This window comes from Planococcus faecalis (assembly GCF_002009235.1).
Lineage (GTDB): Bacteria > Bacillota > Bacilli > Bacillales_A > Planococcaceae > Planococcus > Planococcus kocurii.
The window spans coordinates 3,141,771-3,163,544 of sequence record NZ_CP019401.1 but is presented as its reverse complement, the minus strand read 5'-3'; the positions used below and the strand labels follow the sequence as shown (position 1 = coordinate 3,163,544).

Sequence of the window (21,774 nt, the reverse complement as noted above, 5' to 3'; positions counted from 1 at the left end):
ATGCTGCAAGTGGATTTCAAAAAGCAATTAGATCATTTTAGTTTAACGATGCAATTTAGATTGGATAAAGAAATTTTAGCATTGGTTGGCTCTTCTGGTTCAGGGAAAACGACATTATTAAACTGCATCGCAGGTATTGTCCATCCGGATGTTGGTGAAATTTCATTGAATGAACGAAAATTTTATAGCGATGATCAAAAGCCACTAAAAATACAAACGCGCAAAGTCGGTTATTTGTTTCAAGACTATGCACTATTTCCGCACTTGACCGTAGAACAAAACATTCTTTACGCAGTGCTAAAGGGCAGCAATATTGCGCATATTACGGAATTAACGAAAATTCTTGGCATTACCGGTTTGTTAGGAAAATACCCACACCAAATTTCAGGTGGTGAAAAGCAACGTGTCGCACTGACGCGTTCGTTAGCCGCACAACCCGATATTTTGTTGTTGGATGAGCCTTTTTCAGCATTGGACGATGCCAATCGTGACCGCTGTCAAAATGAACTGTTGCGAATTCACGAAAAGTGGCAGATTCCCATTATTTTCGTAACACACCGAATTGCGGACGCTGAAAAATTAGCCGACCGTATTATGAGAATTGAAAAAGGACAGATGACTGAAGAAACGGTGCGCTGAGAATATAAAAAAGTATAAACTCGTTTGAGAGATCAAGCGGCTAGAAAGTGGGAATCACAGTGGATGAACGTTATTCAAGACAAGTCTTATTCAAACCGCTTGGTGAGTCGGGGCAGCAACACTTATTACGTGCGACCGTTACCATTGTGGGGTGCGGAGCTTTAGGTTCAGCGATTGCAGAAACCTTGACACGAGCGGGTATCGGAACGATTCATTTGGTCGATCGTGATTACGTTGAAGTATCCAATTTGCAGCGCCAGCAATTATTTACGGAAGAAGATGCGCGTCAAATGATGCCCAAAGTGGCAGCGGCTGAGCAAAGACTAAAAGCCATTCGTAGCGATTTGCAGCTATTCACGTATTTAGAACATCTCGATGCAACGGGAATGCAGAAGTTGGCAGCAGTCAGTGATTTGATCTTGGATGCGACGGATAATTTTGAAACACGGTTGTTGATCAACGACGCTTCTGTAAAATTTGGTGTGCCTTGGATATACGGTGCTTGCGTTGGCAGTTCAGGTGTTGTATTTCCATTTGTGCCGGGAGAAAGCTCATGTTTTCGTTGCTTAATACCGGTGCTTCCTGCCATTAATGAAACGTGCGATACAGTCGGCATTATCTCACCAGCTGTTCAAGTGACAGCAGCGCTTCAATGTACAGAAGCTTTAAAGTGGTTGAGTAACAACCGTGATGCGATGCGTAAAAAAATCCATCATTTCAATTTATGGGACAATAGCCAATTGGATATTGGCGTTTCGCGCATTAAAGACCCTAACTGCAAAACGTGCGGAGAAGAGGCGGTATTCCCGTCACTCAACGAGACAGCCGCAAGTTCTTACGCTGTTTTATGTGGTCGCGATGCTGTACAAATATTGCCTGATGCGAACCGCCCGATTACATTAGACGACGCAGAGAAAGTCGGAAAACGACTAGAAGCTGGTGTGAAAAGAACTCCTTATTTTGTTGAACTGAAAGTCTTTAATCATCGCATGATGTTGTTCGGCAATGGTCGTTTGCTAATTCACGGCGTTCACAATATAGCAGAAGGTCGGAAATTATATCATCAAGTATTTGGCTAAAAGGAAAGGGGAGATTGGATGTCGGAAACATTTCATACTGATCATCAAGTGCGGATTGCGGTGTTAACTGTTAGTGACACAAGGACTGAAGAAACCGATACTGGCGGTCAGCTTGTACAACAGATGGCTAAAGATCATGAGCTAGAAATTAGTGACTATGCATTAGTTCCAGACGACATCGCACGCATTCGACTAACGATTTCTGACTGGTTGGAACAGGATGACATTGATACGATTATAACGACTGGTGGAACCGGAATAGCGAAGCGTGATGTTACTTTAGAAGCGATTCAGCCATTGTTTAAAAAAGAAATATCAGGATTCGGAGAACTCTTCCGTTACGTTAGTTTCACTGAAGATGTTGGTACAAAGGCTCTTCTTAGCCGAGCGGCAGCAGGAGTAGCCAATGACAAAGCCATTTTTGTATTGCCAGGATCTCGAGGAGCTGTAAAGCTGGCGATGGAGCGATTGATTTTACCGGAGATTAAGCATATATACTCGGAATTGACGAAGCATTAATCACGTTCATAATCACTGATTGAAAAACCCTGTGGCATTGTCAGTTGAATGACATTACCACAGGGTTTTTAAATTCGTAACGTAACAATTTAATCACGCGCGTAGTCAGATTTCCCACCGGTTTTCTCAAGCAGCATCGTCTGTCCAATGACCATTTCTTTACCAGAAGCTTTGCACATATCGTAAATTGTCAGTGCTGCAGCAGAAGCCGCGGTAAGGGCTTCCATTTCAACCCCTGTAGGTCCTTTTGTTTTTACGGAAACGGTCAACAACACTTCGAAATGTTTTTTTTCTTCATCAACATTCCATTGAAATTCAATATCCACGCCACTAAGTGCTAATGGATGACACATCGGAATGATTTGTGAAGTGTTTTTAGCTGCCATAATGCCAGCCACTTGGGCAACTGCAAAAACATCGCCTTTTTTATTGGTACCTTCTTTAATTTGTTGATAAATTGCTTTGTTTAACAAGACAGAAGTAGTCGCACGCGCTGTGCGGACACTGTCTTTCTTGTCGGAGACGTCGACCATCTTGGCACGTCCTTGGGCATTAAAATGTGTGAGTTCTGACAATGAAATCATCCTTTCGCGAGTGAATAATGTCAGTATAGCATGACGGATGTCGACTGCTTTAACTATTCAATCTGGTTGCATTGGTGCTTTACGTGAGGAACGCTTAGCACTACGTAGGTTGAATAAACTCTTATGATGGCTGTATTTTCTAATATTTACATTATTATTCCAGTATGTTTGAATAGAGAGAGTATAAAAAAAGGTGGAGATCAATTGAAAACGACAGAGTACCAAGATAATTTAAATCCGTTTATCGCTATTTGGACGCGTCCGCGCGAGACCGTTCGATATGTGATTGAAGAAAAAGAGTCTAATTTTAGCTTTTTATTAATCGTGTTGTCCGGCTTTGTGGGAGGTCTTCTCAGTAGCCTGGATTCAGAACTATTTCTTCCTGTATGGGGAATTCTTTTGCTAGCGTTAATAGGTGGACCGATTGGGGCTGTAGTAAGTACCGCGATTGGAGCTGGTATTTATTTGTTAGTAGGTCGGTTATTTAAAGGCGAAGCTACATATACTGAAATGTTTCGTGCAATTTTAACAGGACAAATTCCACAAATCTGGCTTTTTCCGCTTCTGTTATTTTGGATGCTCGTATTTCCGGAAACTTATTTTGTAGAGTCTGACCAACTGCCATTTGAGGACACGAATCTACTGTCAATGATTTTTTTCCTTATTTTAGGGGTAGTGTCTATTTGGACGTTTGTTGTTCAGTGTAAAGCTGTAGGAGAAGCACATAGACTTTCTGCTTGGAAAGGGTTTTTCATCATTGTTCTTCCTGGGATCGTGTTTATTGGAGTCATTGTGGCCATTATTGCCGCGGTTCTAACGACAATTATGTAAGTTATCAAAAACAAGGCAGCCAATAAGGCTGCCTTGTTTTTATGGTTTTTCTACCTTATGAATAACTCCAGTTTCTTCAACATCGGCTACTTCTCGACGGACCGTCTCTTTGACAACCTCTACGTCTTGAACGGTACGTTTGCCAATGACAATTTCTTCTCGAATGACTTTCTTTTTGCCAATATCTAAACGTTCTTCGGACAGCGGAATGTAAATGGCATCGCCTTTTTCATACGCTTGCTGCGGTGTTAATGTATGTTCACTTTTTTCATTAGCTGTTTCTTCAGTAATGGGACGTCGGTTAACGACGATTTCCTCGCGCTCTACGGGTACTTGAATTTCTCTGTCTTCTTCGACCATTTTTTTATGAACTTGGACTTCCCCTGTCTGAACTTTTTCTTTATCAATGCTTACCCGTTCTTCGTGTAAGGCAAGGCGTTGTTCTTCAGTAGCAATAGCTTTATTTGTTTGTTCAGGTGGGTAAGAGGGTTCGGGTTGAAGTGCAGATAAGGGTTCGCTGCTTGTGTAAAGGAGGAGTCTACCATTCTCAACCTGCTGGAAATAATAATCTGTTTCTTCCGCGCTCAATCCCATCCGGTTAAAGGCATCTTTTGTGATGTCATCGCCGGCTAAAAAAGCAATGACTTTGCCTTTGAAATTGTCCCGGTCTTGTGTATCCACATGGACAGCTGTGTGCGTGATTAGCAATTCTATTTGTTCGTCATGTTTTGATACTAAATACAGTTCCTCTTCTTCGTATCCTACTGCTTTGAGTTCACCGACTGTAATCAGCACTTGTGCTTGCGCATCAAATAATCCAATGCGTTTGTTTTCTTTTTTATCCATGCCCAATTCCTCCCCTATCAATTGTACCGAATTGCTTTGTTAAGGCTCATTTACCCGTAGTCACGTTCTAGATAAACCTCAACATCAAAAAGCGTATCCGAACAAAATCGTCCGGATACGCTTTTTTACCCATTAAAATAAATCGCGCTCATCTTTTTTCGGTTTTACTAGTTCATCAATATCCGCTTCTTCGTGTCGGACAGTTTCGCTCACCAGTTCGGAGTCTTGAACTGTGCGTTTACCGACAATAATTTCTTCACTAACGACGTCTTTCTTACGGACGTTGACACGCTCTTCTGAAACAGGAATATGAATCGTTTCTTCATCATCGTAAAGGTTTATATTTGCTGAATTAGTTGTATTCGAGTGGACTTCTTCGTTTACCGGACGACGTTCTACATAAACTTCTTCACGTTCAACTGGAATTTCGAGAGTTTGATGTTCTTCGACAACGTGCTTTCCGACAGTTACTTCACCTGTCTGAACCCGTTTTTTTTCAACGCTTAGTCGTTCCTCGTGAAGACGTAGATGTTCTTCTTCAGCAGTAGTTGCTCGCGCCCCTGTTTGAGTATGAGTGTGTGGCTTGTACGATGCGCCGTAATCGCTATTCACGTAAAGCACTAACTTGCCGTTTTCGACTCGTCTGTAATATTTGTCTGCTTCGCCGCTTCCTAACCCCATTTGTGTAAATGCATCATGCGTCGAATCTCCACCAGAAATGAATGACTTGAATTTGTCCATTATATCTTCATCATCTTGGACATTTAAATGAACATCTGTCTGGCCTTGAACCATAGATAGCTGATCGTTACGCTTAGCGATCACATACATATCTTCTTCTTTATAGCCTTGTGCTTTTAACTCGCTAATTTTGTGTAAAACTTCTGCTTGTACATCATATGATTGAATCATTACTGTTTCTTTGTTTGTCATTTCTAATTCCTCCCAATAGTGATGGATCACCTATAGAGCAAGGTAGTGATAATGTACCCTGTTGTTTTTCAGAACAAACCCATTGGTTTTGAATAAGCAGAAATGCTATAGCTTGAAAATAAACGCTTGCTTTCCTGTTAACTTTTTAATACACTATAAAACGTAATGATTACTATTTGTGAAAATGGACGACAATGTACAAAAGGAGGGGAAAAGATGAGAGTCAATATCACGTTAGCGTGTACAGAAACAGGCGACAGGAATTACAGTACGACGAAAAATAAGCGGACAAACCCCGAGCGCATTGAGTTAAAAAAATACAGCCCACGTCTTAATAAAGTTGCTATTCACCGGGAAACAAAATAATTTTTTGTGTAGTATAAAATGTAGCAATTACTTTTGGAGGTAATTTCATGGCTAAAAAATCAAAAATAGCACGTCATAATAAGCAACTGCAGCTAGTCGCGCAGTTTGCTGAGCAGCGACAAAGCTTTAAAGAACAAGGGAACATTCACGCATTAACCAATTTACCGAAAGATTCTTCTCCCACTCGTCTAGCTAATCGATGCTTGGTGACAGGAAGACCACGTGGATATATGCGGAAATTTGGGATTTCGCGTATTACCTTCCGGGAATTGGCGCATAGAGGTCAAATTCCTGGCGTTAAAAAAGCAAGTTGGTAAAACGAACCCAATCAAAAATAGCAGATTTTTATCTGCTGTTTTTTTATTTATATAGAACTATCGCAAAAAAAGTGTTTTAACTAATAAAATTTTTCTACCTGGCTCTTTTAAATATAACTTTTGATGCTATGATTAGGATATATTTAACTTATATACAAGAAGAAATTTTCAATAAGAAATGCACAAAGGGTGGTAATTAGAATGACAGTTCAAACAGCAAATGATATTTTAAAACGCAATAATGTTCAGGTTATTGGTCAAGGTGAAAAAACCTTAGTATTTGGTCATGGTTTTGGCTGCGATCAGCAAGTCTGGGACAATACAATTGTAGAATTTTCAGCAGATTATCGAATTGTCACTTTCGACTATGTTGGTGCAGGGAAAAGTGATAAGGCCGCTTATTCGACCGAACGCTATAGCACGTTAGACGGTTACAAACAGGATCTTCTAGAAGTTTGCGCTGCGTTAGAACTTGAGGAAATTTTATTTATTGGTCACTCTGTCAGCGCTATGATTGGGATGCTTGCTTCAATCGAACGTCCAGAGTTGATGGAGAAAATGATTATGATTGGACCATCTCCTTATTATCTGAACGAACCTGGCTACAATGGTGGATTTGAACAATCTGATATCGATGAATTATTGGATATGATGGAAATAAACTATAAAGAATGGGCGAAGTATTTGGCGCCTGTCGTCATGCAGAACGAGGAACGTCCTGAACTGGCTGCGGATTTTGAGCAATTATTGTGTTCAAATGACCCGATGATTGCTCGTCAATTCGCTGAAGTAACGTTCACTTCAGATCTTCGTGACCAATTAGATAAAGTTACAGTACCTACGTTGATTCTTCAACCAAAATTTGATGCCATTGTACCATTAGAAATTGGTCAATATCTCCGCGATCATATCTCAGGTAGTCAATTGGTTGTAATGGAAGCAATGGGACACAATCCACATTTGAGTGATTCAGAGGAAACGGTAAAACGCATTAAGGCGTATTTAGCAGAATAGAGGAGTGAAAATCGTGGAACAGCAACTCGATAGAGCCCCTTGTGGTTATTTGGTTCTGGACCAGGAATTGCGTGTCGTTGAAATGAATAGCACGTTGCGGAATTTGACAAGCGTAGAAAATCCGCAGCATATCCATGATTTACTGACTATCGCTTCCCGGATGTATTTCCAAACGTACTTTACTCCTTCTATTAAAATGCATGGCACCGTAAATGAAATGTTTTTGACCTTGAAAAGTGCGGCAGGACATATGCCAGTCTTGATGAATGCAGTAGAGCAAAATGGTTTGTACGAATGTGCATTGATCCAGATGAGTGTTCGTGGTGAATATGAAAAAGAACTCCTATTAGCCAAACGCAATGCAGAAAAGATCAACCGTGAAACAGTAGAAGCCTATGAGAAACTACAACATTTAATGAGCGAAGTAGAAAGTAAACAGCAACAACTGATTGATCTGAACTCAACACTACAGCAATTGTCCATCACGGATTCGCTAACGGGTTTGAAAAACCGTCGCTATTTGGAAGAGCGACTTCATGACTTTTTACTGCAGGCGCAAAATGGTCGAAAAGTGGCTCTTTTGATTTTGGATATTGATTATTTTAAGCAAGTTAACGATACATATGGTCACCAAATAGGTGATGCAGTATTGCAGGAATTAGCGTGGCATCTAGAAACGAAAGTTGGCACGGCCGATATTGTAGCACGTCTCGGAGGAGAAGAGTTCGTCGTCGTGATGCCAGACTTAGGAATTGAAGAAGGCTTAGCTATGGCTGACTCTTTGTGTAAGCACATAGAAGCTGCTGACTGGATGCATGTACCCATCACGGTAAGTATCGGTATCGCCATTTATGCGCCTGGAGACGAAGTAGGAAGCTTGCTCTCTAGAGCGGATGGTTTTCTATACAAAGCAAAAGCTAATGGAAGAAATTGTGTCTTCGGCAATGAATAAAGAACTACCTTTAACATCCGTCTTTAAAAACGGATGTTTATTTATTGGGAAAAATAGGGAACTGGACTCATTGCAACCATTCGTTTACCAGCTATACTTAGCGTACAAAATATCTTTGCCTCTGGAGGTCTTATGGAAAAAGAGAATCGGTTATTGGGGGAACGCGTGTCGTTAGATAAAGAATTGATCGCACAATTGATTCATGAGGAAGTCAATACCAATCTTCAGGCTGAGCAGTTGCAAATGAATAAAGATTTTATCGAAGTCGTCAATAGAATCCGAATCGATTTTGTGGATTTAATTGGACAATCCATTAGCAATAGCTGCGACATTCAAGGAGTTTATGCGAATATTCAACGGTGGGGAGAAAAAACAGGTAATTTTTTTCTCGAAAACAATCGATCATTAGAAGACGCACTTGTAGAAGTTTCTCTGTTCCGAAAACACATTGGAACAGTCATCAAAACAGAAGCCGTTCACAAAAAAGTTGCCATTCAAGTCGTTTTTGATATTATGGAAACCTTTCATTCGTTACTGGATTATGCAGCTGTTTCCTATACAGAAGCCTACACAGTTTCATATCGACGAAAATTGGCATGCGCAAGAAAAGAATTTCTTGAACTTTCCTCACCCGTTGTCCCGGTCAGTGATCAGATTGCCGTTTTACCACTAGTGGGTAGCATTGAAATAGACCGAGCTCGTTATATACTGGAGAAAACCTTACTAGCAACAAATCAACTAAAAATTACGGTATTGATTGTAGATTTGTCAGGTGTCGTGAGAGTCGACTCAATCGTTGCAGAACAAATTATTAAAATCATTCAGTCGCTAAAGCTTGTAGGTATACGCTCGGTTCTCACGGGAATTCGTCCAGAAATTGCAGCGATGCTTGTTGGTATTGGCGTCGATTTAAAAGACATTGAAATTGGTGGCAGCCTGAAACGTGTCTTACATCAGATGAATGTCACTTAATTAAAAAAACGCTGAAGTTCCTAGACTTCAGCGTTTTTTTTAGTTAGTCAATTTGTCACTGCTTCTGAATGCAGACTGGGTAAAGACTTGTGTAACGTCAGGGTTTCTTCATCAGTCAGTGCAATCATTGGCAACCGAACGCCGCCAGTCGGAACACCTGTCATGTGCAGTGCTGCTTTAACTGGAGATGGATTTGGCGCAGCGAACAATGCTTTCATTGTTGGCAATAACCGTCTATGAATAGTTGCTGCTGTTTTCACATCACCTGTTTTAAAACTCGTAATCATGTCTTGCAGATCGTTGCCGATAATATGTGCAGCAACCGAAACGATGCCCGCACCACCGATAGACAGCATCGGTAAAGTCAGACTGTCATCGCCGCTATAGACAGTAAAAGATTCAGCTGTGTGTTCAATAATTTCTGAAGCAGCATCCAAATCACCGCTCGCTTCTTTAATAGAAACGATATTGTTAATTTGAGACAAGCGGATGACGGTTTCTGGAAGCAAGTTAACGACGCTACGTCCTGGAATGTTATAGAGCATGACAGGTAGATGAGTCGACTCCGCAATGGCTTGGAAATGTTGGAACATGCCTTCTTGTGAAGGTTTATTGTAATAAGGCGTAACTAGCATAATGCCATCTACGCCGACTTTCTCTGCTTGTTGAGTCAAAGAAATCGATGCCCGCGTATTGTTCGAGCCGGTTCCTGCGATGACCGGAATCCGTCCAGCAACAGTGTTGACGGTAAACTGGAACAATTCTACTTTTTCCTCTATCGATAAAGTTGGCGATTCGCCTGTGGTTCCTGCGACGACAAGGCCGTCAGATCCATTAGCAATCAAGTGCTCGATTAAGTTTTGCGTTGCCGGAAAATCAATTTCCTCGTATTGGTCGAATGGTGTTACCATTGCTGTAATTACTTGGCCGAAATTCATACAGAACACACCCTTTTCTAATTTTTTTCGAAGCTTAGAGGTGAGAGGCCCGTCAGGAACAAACAAAAAAGCAGCAACAGGAGGTCCTGTTGCTGCAGTAGAAACAATGTTTACCATTTGCTCCTGTGCATCAGATAGCCCTCCATATAGTTTCCTATATGACAGTCCTGCATTTATTAAATGCAGACCCAGCGCACGGAAATGTGAGATCTCCGCCACTTCGGCAAATCCCCCTTTCGGCAAACGTCAACGGATCTCATCATCCTCGTTTTGCGTACTAATGGTTTTTGCGCCTCTATCCTACTCTTGTAAAAACAAGAGCAAGAAATATTGAATTAGCTGTACTATAACAAATGTTTCTATTAATTGCAAGATGAAGAACGTAAAAAATTATAACCGAGGAGAGATAGAATGAGTGAGCAAGCCTATGACCAACTGCTAGCCATTGCAACAACAGGAAACCAGCAAGGATTTAATGCCTCTTTGCATCATAATCGTTATGAGCCTACACCTTACGATTTACTCGACAAATTGTTTGAGCATTATAGCCTGTCTCCTGAAGATTGTATCGTTGATGTTGGCTGTGGAAAAGGGCGCTTGAATTTTTATGTGCATCATTTTTTTGGTGTAAAAAGTGTAGGCATCGAAATGAATCCGACATTTTACACAGAAGCCCTCGAAAATAAAAAACAGTACGCGAAAAAGCACAAAGGTGCAGAGTTTCACATTAACTTTTGTAATTGCTTAGCTCAGAAATACCCAGTTACAGCAGACGATACCGTATTCTATTTCTTTAACCCTTTTTCAGTGGCGATATTCATCGCATTTGTGAATAAAATTTTAGCTTCAGTCGAAAAATCTCCACGGACGGTAGACATGATTTTGTTTTTTGCCTCTCAAGATTACAGTGATTATCTGGAAGCTAACGGAGTTTTTCAGCTAATAGAAGAAATTCAATTGTCGGATTTCCATAAAGATCCGCGCGAACGATTTTTAATTTATCGATTGTCTAAAATGGATTAGAACTAGTGCTCTAAAGGGTATATTTACAGTAAAACAATTGTGAAACGAGGGACCCCTATGGAATGGAAAGGTAGAAAAGCCAGTAGAAACGTTGAAGATCGGCGAGGGAAAGGTGGAGCGCTAGTAGCAGGAGGCGGCATCGGCGGTATTTTAATTGTGTTATTAGTGGCTTTTTTAGGAGGCGACCCAGGTGTCATTCTTGATCAATTGGGTGGATCCTCAGGAACGACTTCAAACCAGTCTTACGAATCAACTCCACAAGAAGAAGAATTGGCTGAATTTGTGTCAGTCGTTCTAGCGGATACGGAACAAGTTTGGACAGAAGTTTTTAAAGAAGAAGGCATGGAATATGTTGAGCCGACACTCGTTTTGTATAGTGGCAGCGTCGAGTCTGCCTGTGGAACAGCAGGCGCAGCCGTCGGACCCTTTTATTGTCCAGGCGATTACAAACTTTATATTGATTTGAGTTTTTACAATGACCTACAAACCCAATTTCAAGCACCCGGTGATTTTGCCATGGCGTATGTCGTGGCACACGAAGTTGGACACCACGTTCAAAATCTTCTTGGTGTTATGGAAGACGTGCAGCCACTTCGCAGCCAGCTTAGTGAAGAAGAATACAATAAAGTGCAAGTACGCTTGGAGTTGCAAGCGGATTATTTGTCGGGCGTCTGGGCCCACCATGCGCAAGGTATGGGCTATTTAGAAGAAGGTGACCTAGAAGAAGCATTGACAGCCGCAAGTGCGGTAGGGGATGACACCATTCAACAGCGGTCCCGTGGTTACGTTGTACCTGAGAGTTTTACACATGGTAGTTCCGAACAGCGCCAGCGATGGTTTAAAAAAGGCTTTCAAGCCGGTAATTTAAAAGAAGGCGACACGTTTAATGCAACTGATTTGTGATGGCACCTAAAGTGAAAATTACTTTTAGCATGCAAATAAAAGGGTGCAGCATTGATATTTTTGCTGATGTGATTCATTATATAAAATAGACAGTCTTTTCATTTCGCATGGAAAGAAATATAGCTCTGCGAAGGAAGTACAGCATGTTGGATGACAATATCACACGCCTAGAATACAACGGCAAAGAATTAATCCTAATCGGTACGGCACACGTTTCTAAAGCTAGTGCAGAGCAGGTGAAAGCCGTCATTGAAACCGAGCGACCGGATTCGGTATGCATCGAATTAGATGCGCAGCGCTATGAATCGGTAACTCAAGACAGCAAATGGAAAGAAACCGACATTTTCAAAGTGATCAAAGACAAAAAAGCAAGTTTGTTACTCATGAATTTGGCTATTTCCTCTTTTCAAAACCGTCTTGCAGATCAGTTTGGCATCAAACCTGGACAAGAAATGATTCAAGGGATTGCTTCTGCTAAAGAAACTGGCGCAGAATTGGTACTCGCTGACCGTAATATTCAAGTAACGTTTTCGCGCATTTGGGGCAATATCGGTTTTATGGGGAAAGCGCAATTGCTGACTTCCGTATTCTTTAGTATTTTCAGCAAAGAAACAATCTCAGAAGAAGATTTGGAAAAGATGAAGTCACAGGATACCCTCAACGCGGTAATGAATGATTTTACCCAATCTTTCCCTAAACTGAAAGAGCCGCTCATTGACGAACGAGACCAATATTTGGCGCAAAAAATTAAAGAAGCTCCTGGTCAAAAAATTGTCGCGGTTCTTGGTGCAGCACATGTTCCAGGAATCATTAAAGAAGTCCACAACGAACACGATTTGGAAGAACTATCAAAAGTTCCAGCCAAATCAAAGTGGCCGAAAGTTATCGGTTGGGCAATTCCGTTAGCATTGGTCGCTATGATTGCCATCACGTTTATGAATAACCCTGCAGCTGGTCTCGACCAAACGATTAGCTGGATCCTTTGGACCGCATGTCTTGGGGCAATAGGTGCTGCTGTAGCTTTCGGTCATCCATTAGCAATCCTCACTGCTTTTGTCGGGGGTCCGATCGGTGCACTACATCCATTGTTAGCGGCAGGCTGGTTTTCAGGACTTGCACAAGCCTATGTTCGTCGCCCGAACGTTGGGGATTTCCAAACCTTATCGAAGGACGTTTTTACGCTTAAAGGCTTTTGGGACAATAAAGTTACGCGTGTTCTACTAGTTGTGGTGTTAACAAATTTGGGTACAGCAGCAGGCAATGTAATCGGAGGATTAGACGTTATTCGTTTGTTTTTCCAAAACCTATAAGTAGATTTCCTACCGGACGGCGAAACTTTGCTGTCCGGTTTTTTGTTTTTCTCTTGTTGCTGATAGTTTAAGAGCGGGTATATATAACAAAAGACCATTAGAAATGAGGAGGCGCATGGAGATGAGCTTTTTTCTAGTAGGCATTTTACTGTGGTCGTTGGTCATTTTGTCCGTCGTGTTGGCAATAATCGGTTTCTGGAGGGGTTCCTGGCAAGCGTTAGCCTGGAGCGGAATTGCTTTGCTTCCACCGATGCTACTTATTTATATGGGGGGAGATGGAGTTTGGTTCCAGTTTGGTATCTTGTTGCCGATCCTTTTGTTGGTTGCTGCTTTTTTGATGAAACAGCAAAAGACACCCAATTCGTAATCGGCTGGTAATTTCAGCCGATTTTTCTAAGCATGCCACTGGTAATTCCAAAGTCATAGTTATACAATTATTATACAAAAAATGCAGAGGAGCTAGGCCAATGAAATATCTATTAGGTCGAAGCAAGTTATTCATATTTTTAATTTTAATCTTATCGATCGTTGGGGCATATGTCTTTATCACATTACCGCAACGTGAGATTCCGGAAACCCCATCAAGCCTTGTTTTAATTTCAACAATTTTGCCAGGTGCAGGGCCTGAGGAAGTGGAAACGTCCATCACCAATCTGCTCGAGCGTGAAATCCAACAAGTAGATGGCATTGCATCGCTGCAATCCGTGTCTGCCAATTCTGCTTCCATCATTACACTGGAAATAGAAGATGGTGAGAATCCGGATGAGTTAATCAACAGCATTCAGCAACAAGTAGGAAATGCGACATCAGGATTTCCTGATAACGCATCAGAAACAACGGTGGAAAAACTAGATTTAACTTTCCCCTTAGTGTCGTACATGTTCTATGGGGATAAAGAAGAACTAAAAAGTATGGAAGATGCGTTAGCCACGCTTTCTGAAGAAGTAGAAGCCGTTTCAGGAGTTGCTGGAACAACGGTTAAAGGTTTAAACTCACAGCAAGTTCTAATTGAACTCAATAGTGAAGAACTAGCCGCTAATGGGCTTCAGCCATTTGAAGTGCTCCAATCGCTTCAACAAGCAAATCAGCCATTGTCACTTGGCACACATGATAATGGCAACGAGCAAGTGAGCCTAACTGTGCAACAAGGTCAAGGCATCGACAAACTAAAAGAACTACAAGTAGGTGCAGCAGCAGTACCACTTGAAGATGTTGCAACGATCGAGACGGTAGATCAAGAAACAGAAGATATTGTAACGTTTGAAGGCGAAGACGCCATTTCGTATACGGTCTTTTTGCAAACGGCACAAGACGTTCCTTCTGTAGATGATAAGGTCTCTAAAGTTATTGAAGAATTTGCAGCTGATCTTCCAGCTGGCGTTCAAGCTGAGAAATACGAATCTCAAGCTGATAATGTGAATGAAATCTTCGACAGCCTATATGTTTCATTGGCCATCGCTGTCTTAGCTGTTTTGATCGTCACAACAGCTGGATTAACGTTGTATGGATCTTTTGCAGTCGCGTTAACGGTCTTAGCTTCCGTACTCATCGGAATGATCCCGATTCCGTGGTTAGGCGTTGACTTGAACCAAATCTCAGTGATTGGTCTCATTATTGCCATCGGTATTTTAGTCGATGACAGTATCGTTGTTAACGATAATATTCAGCGGCGTTATAAGCTAGGGGATTCCGCTCGCGATGGAGCGATTACCGGCGTCCGTGAAGTATACCCGTCGATTATTTCTTCTAGTTTGGCAATTGTCGTGACATTCTCTCCATTGTTATTGCTATCAGGCGGTAATGGTGCGTTTATCAAGGCCTTGCCAAGTATTTTAATTACGACAATATTAGCTTCAACGGTGCTGTCGATTACACTTGTACCCATGATGCAATATTTGAAAACGAAACAAAGAGCAAAGAAAATTTCAGATACCCCTGGATTCTTAGGGAAACCACTCGAGAAAATTGCGTTGTTTTATTCGAATAAAGTATTGCGTGGCGTATTAAAACGCCCTCTACTTGTTGGCGTCGGAGGCATGTTAGTCGCGACAGGATTATTATCTCTTGCGCTCTTTACGCCTTTTGAATTTTTCCCAGCAGCTGACCGTGAAGAAGTAACGATGAACGTCCGCCTTGCAGAAGGCACAACGATTGAAAATACGGATGAATTTCTTGCTAACTTAACGGAAGAAGTCAAATCTGAAGATGATAACATTGCTGAAATTTCAATCTTTTCAGGTGAAGGATTGCCAAACTTGTTTGCCTCTTCAATGAACAACACAGGAGGCAACACCGGTCAAGTAGTATTCCGTATTGACCGTGAGCAAACAACCGCTTCGGACTTCATTGATAAGTGGCAGCCCGAGTTGCGTGAACGTTTCCCAGAAGCCGAAATTTTCTTGGATACGATTGTACAAGGGCCACCTGTAGGAGCTCCAGTTACAGTGGATATTACAGGTGAAGATATTGAAGAATTGGCGTCTATACGCGATGAATTAAAAGCGCAATTGTTGGCAGAAGGCGCTACGATTGTTACCGATAATTTAGGCGACTCGGTTCCAGCGATTGAGTATGTACCAAATCAACAGGCGCTACAAGAAAACAAAATCGCGCTTAGTTCAGTGACCAATCAACTCCAGCTGTTGACACAAGGTGTGCCTCTTTACACCATTTATGAAGGTCAAATGCCGTACCAAGTGTTCTTGAAGCAATCAGGCATTGACGATGGTCAACCAATTGACTTGTCTCAATTCGAAGTTCCGGCGCTTAGTGAACAAGGACCACCGACCTTGGTGCCGATGAATGAGTTGCTAACACCAGAAGACACAACGAAACTGTCACAGGTGCCGCATAAAGAAGGGGACCGTTCGATTACACTTCGTGCATTTGGTGACATTGATGACTTTGAAAACAACATGTTGGCTGTCATTGACAAAGAGCGTGAGTCATTGACAGAAGGCTACGAATTATCGACAGGTGGAGAAAACTCTGATCAAGAAGCTTTCTTTGCTGAAATTGGTCTATTGTTCCTAGTTGTCATTTTGTTAGTGTACTTAGTTATTGCTTTCCAGTTTAAATCGTTTAGCTTACCATTCCTTGTGTTGATCGCTGTTTACTTAGGTATTTCTGGTGCAATTCTTGGATTGTTCTTAACGCAAACACCGCTAAGCTTCCTTGGCGTTATGGGAATTGTTTCCCTGACAGGGATTGTTGTGCGAAACGCAGTTGTGTTGATTGACTTTGTAGAAACACGTCGTCTATCAGGAGACTTTGATATTAAGGAAGCCATTGTCGAATCAGGCTATGCCCGTATCAAACCAATCCTTTTGACAACTATCACGTCAATCATCGCACTCGTGCCAGTCGCGTTGTCAGGAGATCCATTATTTGAACCGTTAGCAGTTACAATCATTGCTGGACTTGCATTCTCAAGCTTGTTCACATTGGTAATGATTCCATCACTTTACTTAGTATTTTACCGTGTGAACCGTCGCAGAAATCAAGTGACAGAATAACAATAGACTGCGCAGCCTTTGGGTTGTGCAGTTTTTATTTGAATAATGAGTATTTGGAAAGTGAGCAAATCAGTAATAAAGTAACGTTGATCGAAAGAGTGAGTTATAAAGGGGATTCAACAGAACAAGCAGGTGATATGGCGAAAGCTTCGTTTTTGCTAGTGCGTAGGGCTGAGTCTTTCCGGCAATGCTCAATCCGATTCTGCGCGCTACAGCTTCACCTCGTAACATGAATAACTTAAGCCATACTGTGAATACGACAGACAAATAATCAGATTTCAGGTGCTGGAGTGAACATACGAAGTATTATCGGAGTAGTTTCAGCTTTTTTTCTAGGAAAATAACTTACTTTAATGAAGGAAGAGACTAAAAAAATGAAACAAAGCGTGTCACAGCGGGATAGGTGGGCAATGTATGCGTTATCATTTTGTCACACGATAGTCATTTACTTCTTTCACTAGATTTGGTAAGATGTCTGACGACAGTAGAGTTAAACAATGTATTTGCTTAATTTTCTGATAAAAATATATATAGATGAGGTGAAGTTGTGAATTTATTGTGGGGCATCTTTGGCGTATTCGTTGTTCTTGGAATCGCCTTCTTATTATCAAGCGGCAAGAAGTCTATCAAGCCACGGACAATTCTCGGCGGATTAGCCATCCAGATTACATTTGCATTTATGGTACTAGAATGGGAATTTGGAAGAAAAATGTTGTTAGGTCTTTCGAATAAAGTCCAAAATGTAATTGACTATGCAGGTGAAGGAATTGCTTTCTTATTTGGTCCAGCGGCTGACATTGGTGGATTTGGATTTGTTTTCGCCTTCCAAGTTTTGACAATTATCATCTTCTTTTCTTCTTTAATTTCAGTACTATATTACTTAGGTGTTATGCAAATTGTCATCAAAATTCTGGGAGGCGCATTATCGAAGCTTCTTGGAACGAGTAAAGCAGAGTCAATTTCAGCAGCAGCGAATATTTTCGTTGGCCAAACAGAAGCACCGCTAGTCATTCGCCCCTTTATCGCGGGGATGACCAAGTCCGAATTATTTGCAGTTATGACAGGGGGACTGGCTTCTGTAGCAGGTTCTACTCTGGCGGGTTACGCACTTCTTGGTGTACCGCTTGAATATTTGTTAGCTGCAAGTTTCATGGCTGCTCCAGCCGGGTTGATCATGGCTAAAATCATGATGCCGGAAACAGAAGAAGTCGAAGAAAAAGAGTTTGTTATGGAAAAAGACGAAGCTTCAGTTAACGTCGTAGATGCAGCAGCACGTGGTGCGTCTGACGGTCTTCAATTGGCGTTAAATGTGGGCGCGATGTTACTTGCATTTATCGCATTAATTGCTTTACTAAATGGTGTACTTGGCGGCATCGGTGGATGGTTCGGTTTTGGTGGTTTGACTATCCAAAGTATTTTAGGCGTCATTTTTGCACCGCTTGCATGGGCAATTGGTGTACCTTGGGCTGAAGCAGTCCAAGCGGGTAGCTTTATCGGACAGAAGCTAGTACTTAACGAATTTGTTGCGTATTCAGCTTTTGCTCCTGAAATTGCCAACTTGTCACCTAAAACGGTCATCGTTGTCAGCTTTGCTCTTTGCGGATTCGCAAACTTAAGCTCATTGGCAATCTTACTTGGCGGACTTGGTGCGATCGCACCAAGTCGTCGTTCAGATATTGCTCGTCTTGGCATGCGCGCCGTTGCGGCGGGTGTACTCGCTTCATTATTGAGTGCAGCAATTGCCGGAATGTTCGTTTGAAAAATAAAATAATGAGGGCCTGCAGCTATTGCAGGTCCTTTTTAGGTTTTGAGGCGAATAGCTGCGGCATATGCACGCTCGAGGAGAAATACGCACGCTCGGGATGCAGATACGCACGTTCACCGAGATTTCTGCACGCTCAAGCGAGACTTACGCACGCTCGTAGAAAAATACGCACGTTCAAAAAAACTCAACAAAAAAGCTTCCCACTCTATCGGGAAGCTTTTGCATTATTCTCGTATGCAATACGAGGAGGCTTTTGATTCTCCAGTTTTCTCTAAATCCAATTGACCAAGCAACCTGGTGGCAACCGCACGTGATGCGAATCCGCAGAAATTACGAAGCTTTTGATTTGTTATGGTCGGCCCTACAAACGTGAAATATTCTTGAAGAGCCAAAAGGTGCGCAGATGCGTCTCGTACTCCGCAATAATCGCAAACCCAGCTACGCTTGTTCCGTTGCATCGTAAAAGCTTTGCAAGTTTGACAATAGACGCCAGGTTGTAAATCTATTGGATCAATAAAATAGTAAGTGCACAAAGGGGGTTTTTTATAAGGGGTTTGATTGGTCAAAATCAATTTCTTGAGTTTAGTCAGTTTTATCATTTCGGCTTCGAGGGGGAAAGCCTGTAGAATTTTCAAAAGGTATTCGATCATTTGGTAAGTCTTACAACTAGCAACACCGCATGGTTTGGAAATAAATTCACTGTCTTTAGCGGTGAAAACAACCAAGCCAGATACGGGTAAATTAATTTTATGCAGTTTAAAATATTGTGTCAGAAAACGAATATGCTTATTCAGCTGGATTTTCGGATTTTCCATAACCGTTTTTTCTCCTGCGGAATTAATACGGAAAAATTCATCCGTCTGTTCATCAAAATGGAGTTGGCCACTAATGTTTTTAGACTCAATGATGATTACGCAACGCCTAGTCAGCAATAGACCATCCATTTGGACAGACCAGTTGTCGATTTTCAAGTTTACATCCCATAAGGTATGAAACTCTCCTTCAAAATGGAATTCATTGAATTTCTTCTGCATCCGATTTTCTCCACGCTTTCCCGCCGTAATCCAGTAGAGCTCCCTTTCAAGAAATTGCCGTTGTGGATGGTGACAGCTAAGCCTTGCTAGGAGTAACGTTAAAGCATCTGCTTGTGTTAATAAACTAATTTTTTTCGTTATGTCGTTCCCTCCTTTGTGTGAATTACTTGAATTATAGCACTCGCAGCTTTCTTGCAAAAGCTTATTTTAAAAATCTTAATTACCGGCTTTTCGCGAGCGAAAAGCGATAAAACCAACTAGTTTTTCGGACATATGCACGGTCGTGGAGAAATACGTACGTTCAGCGAAGGCATACGCACGATCGTGGAGAAATACGCACGTTCAGCGAAGGCATACGCACTATCGTGGAGAAATACGCACGTTCAACGAAGGCATACGAACGGTCGTGGAGAAATACGCACGTTCAGCGAGGGTATACGCACGGTCGTGGAGAAATACGCACGTTCAACGAAGGCATACGCACGGTCGTCAGAAAATACGCACACTCACATCCCAAATATCCACCCGCCAAGCGAAACACCTTGACAGTGCCTTCTTTTTAGATTACACTCCTACCTTGGCTTACCTATTTCGATAGGCAGAGCGGGTAGGGAGAGGGCTAATTTAATAGAAGGTTATGACGATGTTTAATTGGATGGATCGGTTTTTCGGTCTTCAGGAAAATGACACGACAGTTAAGCGTGAAATGACAGCGGGCTTAATCGGCTTTTTTACGGTGGTCTACATTATTGCCGTCAATGCGCTGATTTTGTCGGAAGCGGGCATGCCGCTTGAAGCAGCGATTGTTGCGACGATTGTGGCGTCGGTCTTTGGCTGTTTGCTCATGGGCTTTTGGGGCAATGCACCGATTTTGTTAGTGCCAGGTATGGGTATTAATGCGCTATTTTCGTACACGATGGTTCAGTCTATGGGCTTGTCTTGGCAGGAAGCGCTAGCGGTAGTGTTTGTTTCCGGTGTGATTTTTGTGGCGGTGGCTTTTACGCGTTTTGCGAAAATGCTGAGTGCCGCCGTGCCGCATTCGCTGAAAGAAGCCATTACTGTCGGGCTCGGCTTATTTCTTATGCTGATTGGTCTAGAAAAAGGCGGCATTGTTGAGCGTGGCACGAGTTCGATTTTGGCACTTGGTTCGCTTGCGGATGCGCATGTATTGGCCACTGTTTTGACGGTTATTATTGCGGTAGTGTTGTTTATTCGCAATGTGCCAGGGAATTTTCTGATTACCATTGTTGTGGGAACAGTCATCGCGGCGTTTTTCGGCCTTATCGACTTTGGCAGCATGAACGAGTCGTCGATTAACGCGACGGAAGCTTTTGCGGTATTTGGCGCGCTATCATTCGGGAATATCTTGTCCACAACGTTTTGGGTTGCGGTATTTTCACTGACCATGGTGCTAGTGTTTGAAAACATTGGACTGGTTCATGGGCAAGTGGCGTTTATTGAGCGCCCCGAGAAATTCAGTCGTGCTTTTCAAGCAACGTCTGTGTCTGCGATGACGTCGGGAATTTTTGGTACGAGTCCAACTGTAGCCACAGTTGAAAGTGCTGCGGGCATGACAGCTGGCGGTCGGACCGGATTAACGTCGATTACGGCGGGATTATTGTTTTTGGTCGCTTCGTTTTTCATTCCGGTCATCAAGCTGATACCAGATAGTGCAATTGCGCCAATCTTAATCATCATTGGTTTTTTGATGCTGCAAAACATTAAAAGCCTTGATATGACCGATATGACGGAAAGCTTTCCAGCGCTTTTAATCGTGGCGTTGATTCCGTTTACGTACAGCATTGCCGATGGAATCGCGATCGGCTTTATTATGTACCCGATTTTAAAAATCGCTGTCGGCAGAGGACGCGAAATATCTCCGACGCTCTACGTCATCGCTAGTTTATTCCTGGCGAATTTTGTTTTTCATTATTTAGGATAAACAATAGATGGTCACGCACTTGCTGAGCAAGTGCGTTTTTTTCTGCAGCAGTGTACAATAAAGACAAGAAGATCTAAAAGGAGCGGATACAGATGAAATACACCAAATCCAAAATGGAACAGTTGGTCAGTGATCATCCGGAATTGAAAAAACGGTTGAAAGTGCTGAAGGATGAGATGGAGCTTGAAAAAGGCTTTGCGTTAAAAGCGCTTTATCACTCAGAAGTCACAGACAACGGACCATACCAAAAAGACTACCAAGATCTTGATTGGCAATAAAACACAAAAAAACT

The 21,774-nt window shown here is 42.1% G+C and carries 22 protein-coding genes and 1 riboswitch; of the genes, 17 read left to right on the top strand and 5 right to left on the bottom strand.

From position 1 onward, the window contains the following. From AJGP001_RS15700 to AJGP001_RS15690, 3 genes are read left to right on the top strand one after another with little or no spacing between them, the layout of a single operon-like run. On the top strand, positions 1 to 639 hold the full coding sequence (locus tag AJGP001_RS15700; protein ID WP_071152730.1) for an ATP-binding cassette domain-containing protein: 639 nt from the start codon (positions 1 to 3) through the stop codon (positions 637 to 639). Between the two features lie 59 nt (positions 640 to 698). Further along, the gene (locus AJGP001_RS15695) at positions 699 to 1,718 is read left to right on the top strand and encodes a ThiF family adenylyltransferase (protein ID WP_071152729.1); all 1,020 of its coding nucleotides are present in this window, start codon (positions 699 to 701) and stop codon (positions 1,716 to 1,718) included. Positions 1,719 to 1,736: 18 nt separating this feature from the next. Continuing rightward, entirely contained in the window at positions 1,737 to 2,237 is a 501-nt protein-coding gene (locus AJGP001_RS15690) for a MogA/MoaB family molybdenum cofactor biosynthesis protein (protein WP_071152728.1), read from the top strand. 89 nt (positions 2,238 to 2,326) lie between these two features. Here AJGP001_RS15690 and moaC read toward each other — a convergent pair whose 3' ends face one another. After that, positions 2,327 to 2,812: a cyclic pyranopterin monophosphate synthase MoaC gene (gene moaC, locus AJGP001_RS15685; protein ID WP_071152727.1), complete on the bottom strand. Its 486-nt coding sequence runs from the start codon at positions 2,810 to 2,812 to the stop codon at positions 2,327 to 2,329. A 213-nt stretch (positions 2,813 to 3,025) separates the two neighbouring features. Here moaC and AJGP001_RS15680 point away from each other — a divergent pair, with 213 nt between their 5' ends. Further along, positions 3,026 to 3,652, top strand: coding sequence for a Yip1 family protein (locus AJGP001_RS15680; RefSeq protein ID WP_071152726.1), 627 nt, complete (start codon positions 3,026 to 3,028; stop codon positions 3,650 to 3,652). A 39-nt stretch (positions 3,653 to 3,691) separates the two neighbouring features. Here the strand turns inward: AJGP001_RS15680 and AJGP001_RS15675 are convergent, their stop codons facing one another. Beyond that, the gene (locus AJGP001_RS15675) at positions 3,692 to 4,498 is read right to left on the bottom strand and encodes a DUF2382 domain-containing protein (RefSeq protein ID WP_071152725.1); all 807 of its coding nucleotides are present in this window, start codon (positions 4,496 to 4,498) and stop codon (positions 3,692 to 3,694) included. Between the two features lie 132 nt (positions 4,499 to 4,630). After that, positions 4,631 to 5,431 (bottom strand): YsnF/AvaK domain-containing protein, encoded by an 801-nt coding sequence (locus AJGP001_RS15670; protein ID WP_071152724.1) that lies wholly within the window; start codon positions 5,429 to 5,431, stop codon positions 4,631 to 4,633. 216 nt (positions 5,432 to 5,647) lie between these two features. On the opposite strand from AJGP001_RS15670, the gene rpmG reads away from it, so the two are divergent. From rpmG to AJGP001_RS15645, 5 genes are all read left to right on the top strand, one after another. Next, complete coding sequence (gene rpmG / locus AJGP001_RS15665) at positions 5,648 to 5,797, top strand: 50S ribosomal protein L33 (RefSeq protein WP_071152723.1); 150 nt, start codon at positions 5,648 to 5,650, stop codon at positions 5,795 to 5,797. A 47-nt stretch (positions 5,798 to 5,844) separates the two neighbouring features. Next, positions 5,845 to 6,114 (top strand): 30S ribosomal protein S14, encoded by a 270-nt coding sequence (gene rpsN / locus AJGP001_RS15660; protein WP_071152722.1) that lies wholly within the window; start codon positions 5,845 to 5,847, stop codon positions 6,112 to 6,114. A 201-nt stretch (positions 6,115 to 6,315) separates the two neighbouring features. Then, positions 6,316 to 7,128: an alpha/beta fold hydrolase gene (locus tag AJGP001_RS15655; RefSeq protein WP_071152721.1), complete on the top strand. Its 813-nt coding sequence runs from the start codon at positions 6,316 to 6,318 to the stop codon at positions 7,126 to 7,128. Between the two features lie 13 nt (positions 7,129 to 7,141). Beyond that, a complete protein-coding gene (locus tag AJGP001_RS15650; protein ID WP_245830215.1) occupies positions 7,142 to 8,080 on the top strand; it encodes a GGDEF domain-containing protein in 939 nt (312 codons plus the stop codon). Between the two features lie 132 nt (positions 8,081 to 8,212). After that, positions 8,213 to 9,052 (top strand): STAS domain-containing protein, encoded by an 840-nt coding sequence (locus tag AJGP001_RS15645; protein ID WP_071152719.1) that lies wholly within the window; start codon positions 8,213 to 8,215, stop codon positions 9,050 to 9,052. A gap of 47 nt (positions 9,053 to 9,099) precedes the next feature. Here the strand turns inward: AJGP001_RS15645 and dapA are convergent, their stop codons facing one another. Continuing rightward, the gene (gene dapA / locus AJGP001_RS15640; protein WP_071152960.1) at positions 9,100 to 9,990 is read right to left on the bottom strand and encodes a 4-hydroxy-tetrahydrodipicolinate synthase; all 891 of its coding nucleotides are present in this window, start codon (positions 9,988 to 9,990) and stop codon (positions 9,100 to 9,102) included. Positions 9,991 to 10,117: 127 nt separating this feature from the next. Beyond that, positions 10,118 to 10,296: riboswitch (Lysine riboswitch) on the bottom strand. 105 nt (positions 10,297 to 10,401) lie between these two features. Here dapA and AJGP001_RS15635 point away from each other — a divergent pair. The 6 genes from AJGP001_RS15635 (at position 10,402) to AJGP001_RS15610 (ending at position 18,500) form a co-directional block, all read left to right on the top strand. Continuing rightward, positions 10,402 to 11,013: a class I SAM-dependent methyltransferase gene (locus AJGP001_RS15635; RefSeq protein ID WP_071152718.1), complete on the top strand. Its 612-nt coding sequence runs from the start codon at positions 10,402 to 10,404 to the stop codon at positions 11,011 to 11,013. Positions 11,014 to 11,070: 57 nt separating this feature from the next. After that, positions 11,071 to 11,916 carry a KPN_02809 family neutral zinc metallopeptidase gene (gene ypfJ, locus AJGP001_RS15630; RefSeq protein ID WP_058384158.1) on the top strand — a complete coding sequence of 282 codons (846 nt, stop codon included), beginning with the start codon at positions 11,071 to 11,073 and terminating at the stop codon, positions 11,914 to 11,916. Positions 11,917 to 12,059: 143 nt separating this feature from the next. Next, positions 12,060 to 13,226, top strand: coding sequence for a TraB/GumN family protein (locus AJGP001_RS15625; RefSeq protein WP_058384159.1), 1,167 nt, complete (start codon positions 12,060 to 12,062; stop codon positions 13,224 to 13,226). A 121-nt stretch (positions 13,227 to 13,347) separates the two neighbouring features. After that, positions 13,348 to 13,593: a hypothetical protein gene (locus tag AJGP001_RS15620; protein WP_058384160.1), complete on the top strand. Its 246-nt coding sequence runs from the start codon at positions 13,348 to 13,350 to the stop codon at positions 13,591 to 13,593. A 100-nt stretch (positions 13,594 to 13,693) separates the two neighbouring features. Next, a complete protein-coding gene (locus AJGP001_RS15615; RefSeq protein WP_071152717.1) occupies positions 13,694 to 16,741 on the top strand; it encodes an efflux RND transporter permease subunit in 3,048 nt (1,015 codons plus the stop codon). A gap of 547 nt (positions 16,742 to 17,288) precedes the next feature. Beyond that, positions 17,289 to 18,500, top strand: a complete 1,212-nt coding sequence (locus AJGP001_RS15610) for a NupC/NupG family nucleoside CNT transporter (protein WP_058384162.1) — start codon at positions 17,289 to 17,291, stop codon at positions 18,498 to 18,500. A 230-nt stretch (positions 18,501 to 18,730) separates the two neighbouring features. Here the strand turns inward: AJGP001_RS15610 and AJGP001_RS15605 are convergent, their stop codons facing one another. Beyond that, a complete protein-coding gene (locus AJGP001_RS15605; RefSeq protein WP_078080855.1) occupies positions 18,731 to 19,669 on the bottom strand; it encodes a nuclease-related domain-containing protein in 939 nt (312 codons plus the stop codon). A 514-nt stretch (positions 19,670 to 20,183) separates the two neighbouring features. Here AJGP001_RS15605 and AJGP001_RS15600 point away from each other — a divergent pair. After that, complete coding sequence (locus AJGP001_RS15600; RefSeq protein WP_071152716.1) at positions 20,184 to 21,482, top strand: NCS2 family permease; 1,299 nt, start codon at positions 20,184 to 20,186, stop codon at positions 21,480 to 21,482. A 92-nt stretch (positions 21,483 to 21,574) separates the two neighbouring features. Beyond that, the gene (locus AJGP001_RS15595) at positions 21,575 to 21,760 is read left to right on the top strand and encodes a hypothetical protein (RefSeq protein WP_071152715.1); all 186 of its coding nucleotides are present in this window, start codon (positions 21,575 to 21,577) and stop codon (positions 21,758 to 21,760) included. Positions 21,761 to 21,774: the final 14 nt, after the last annotated feature.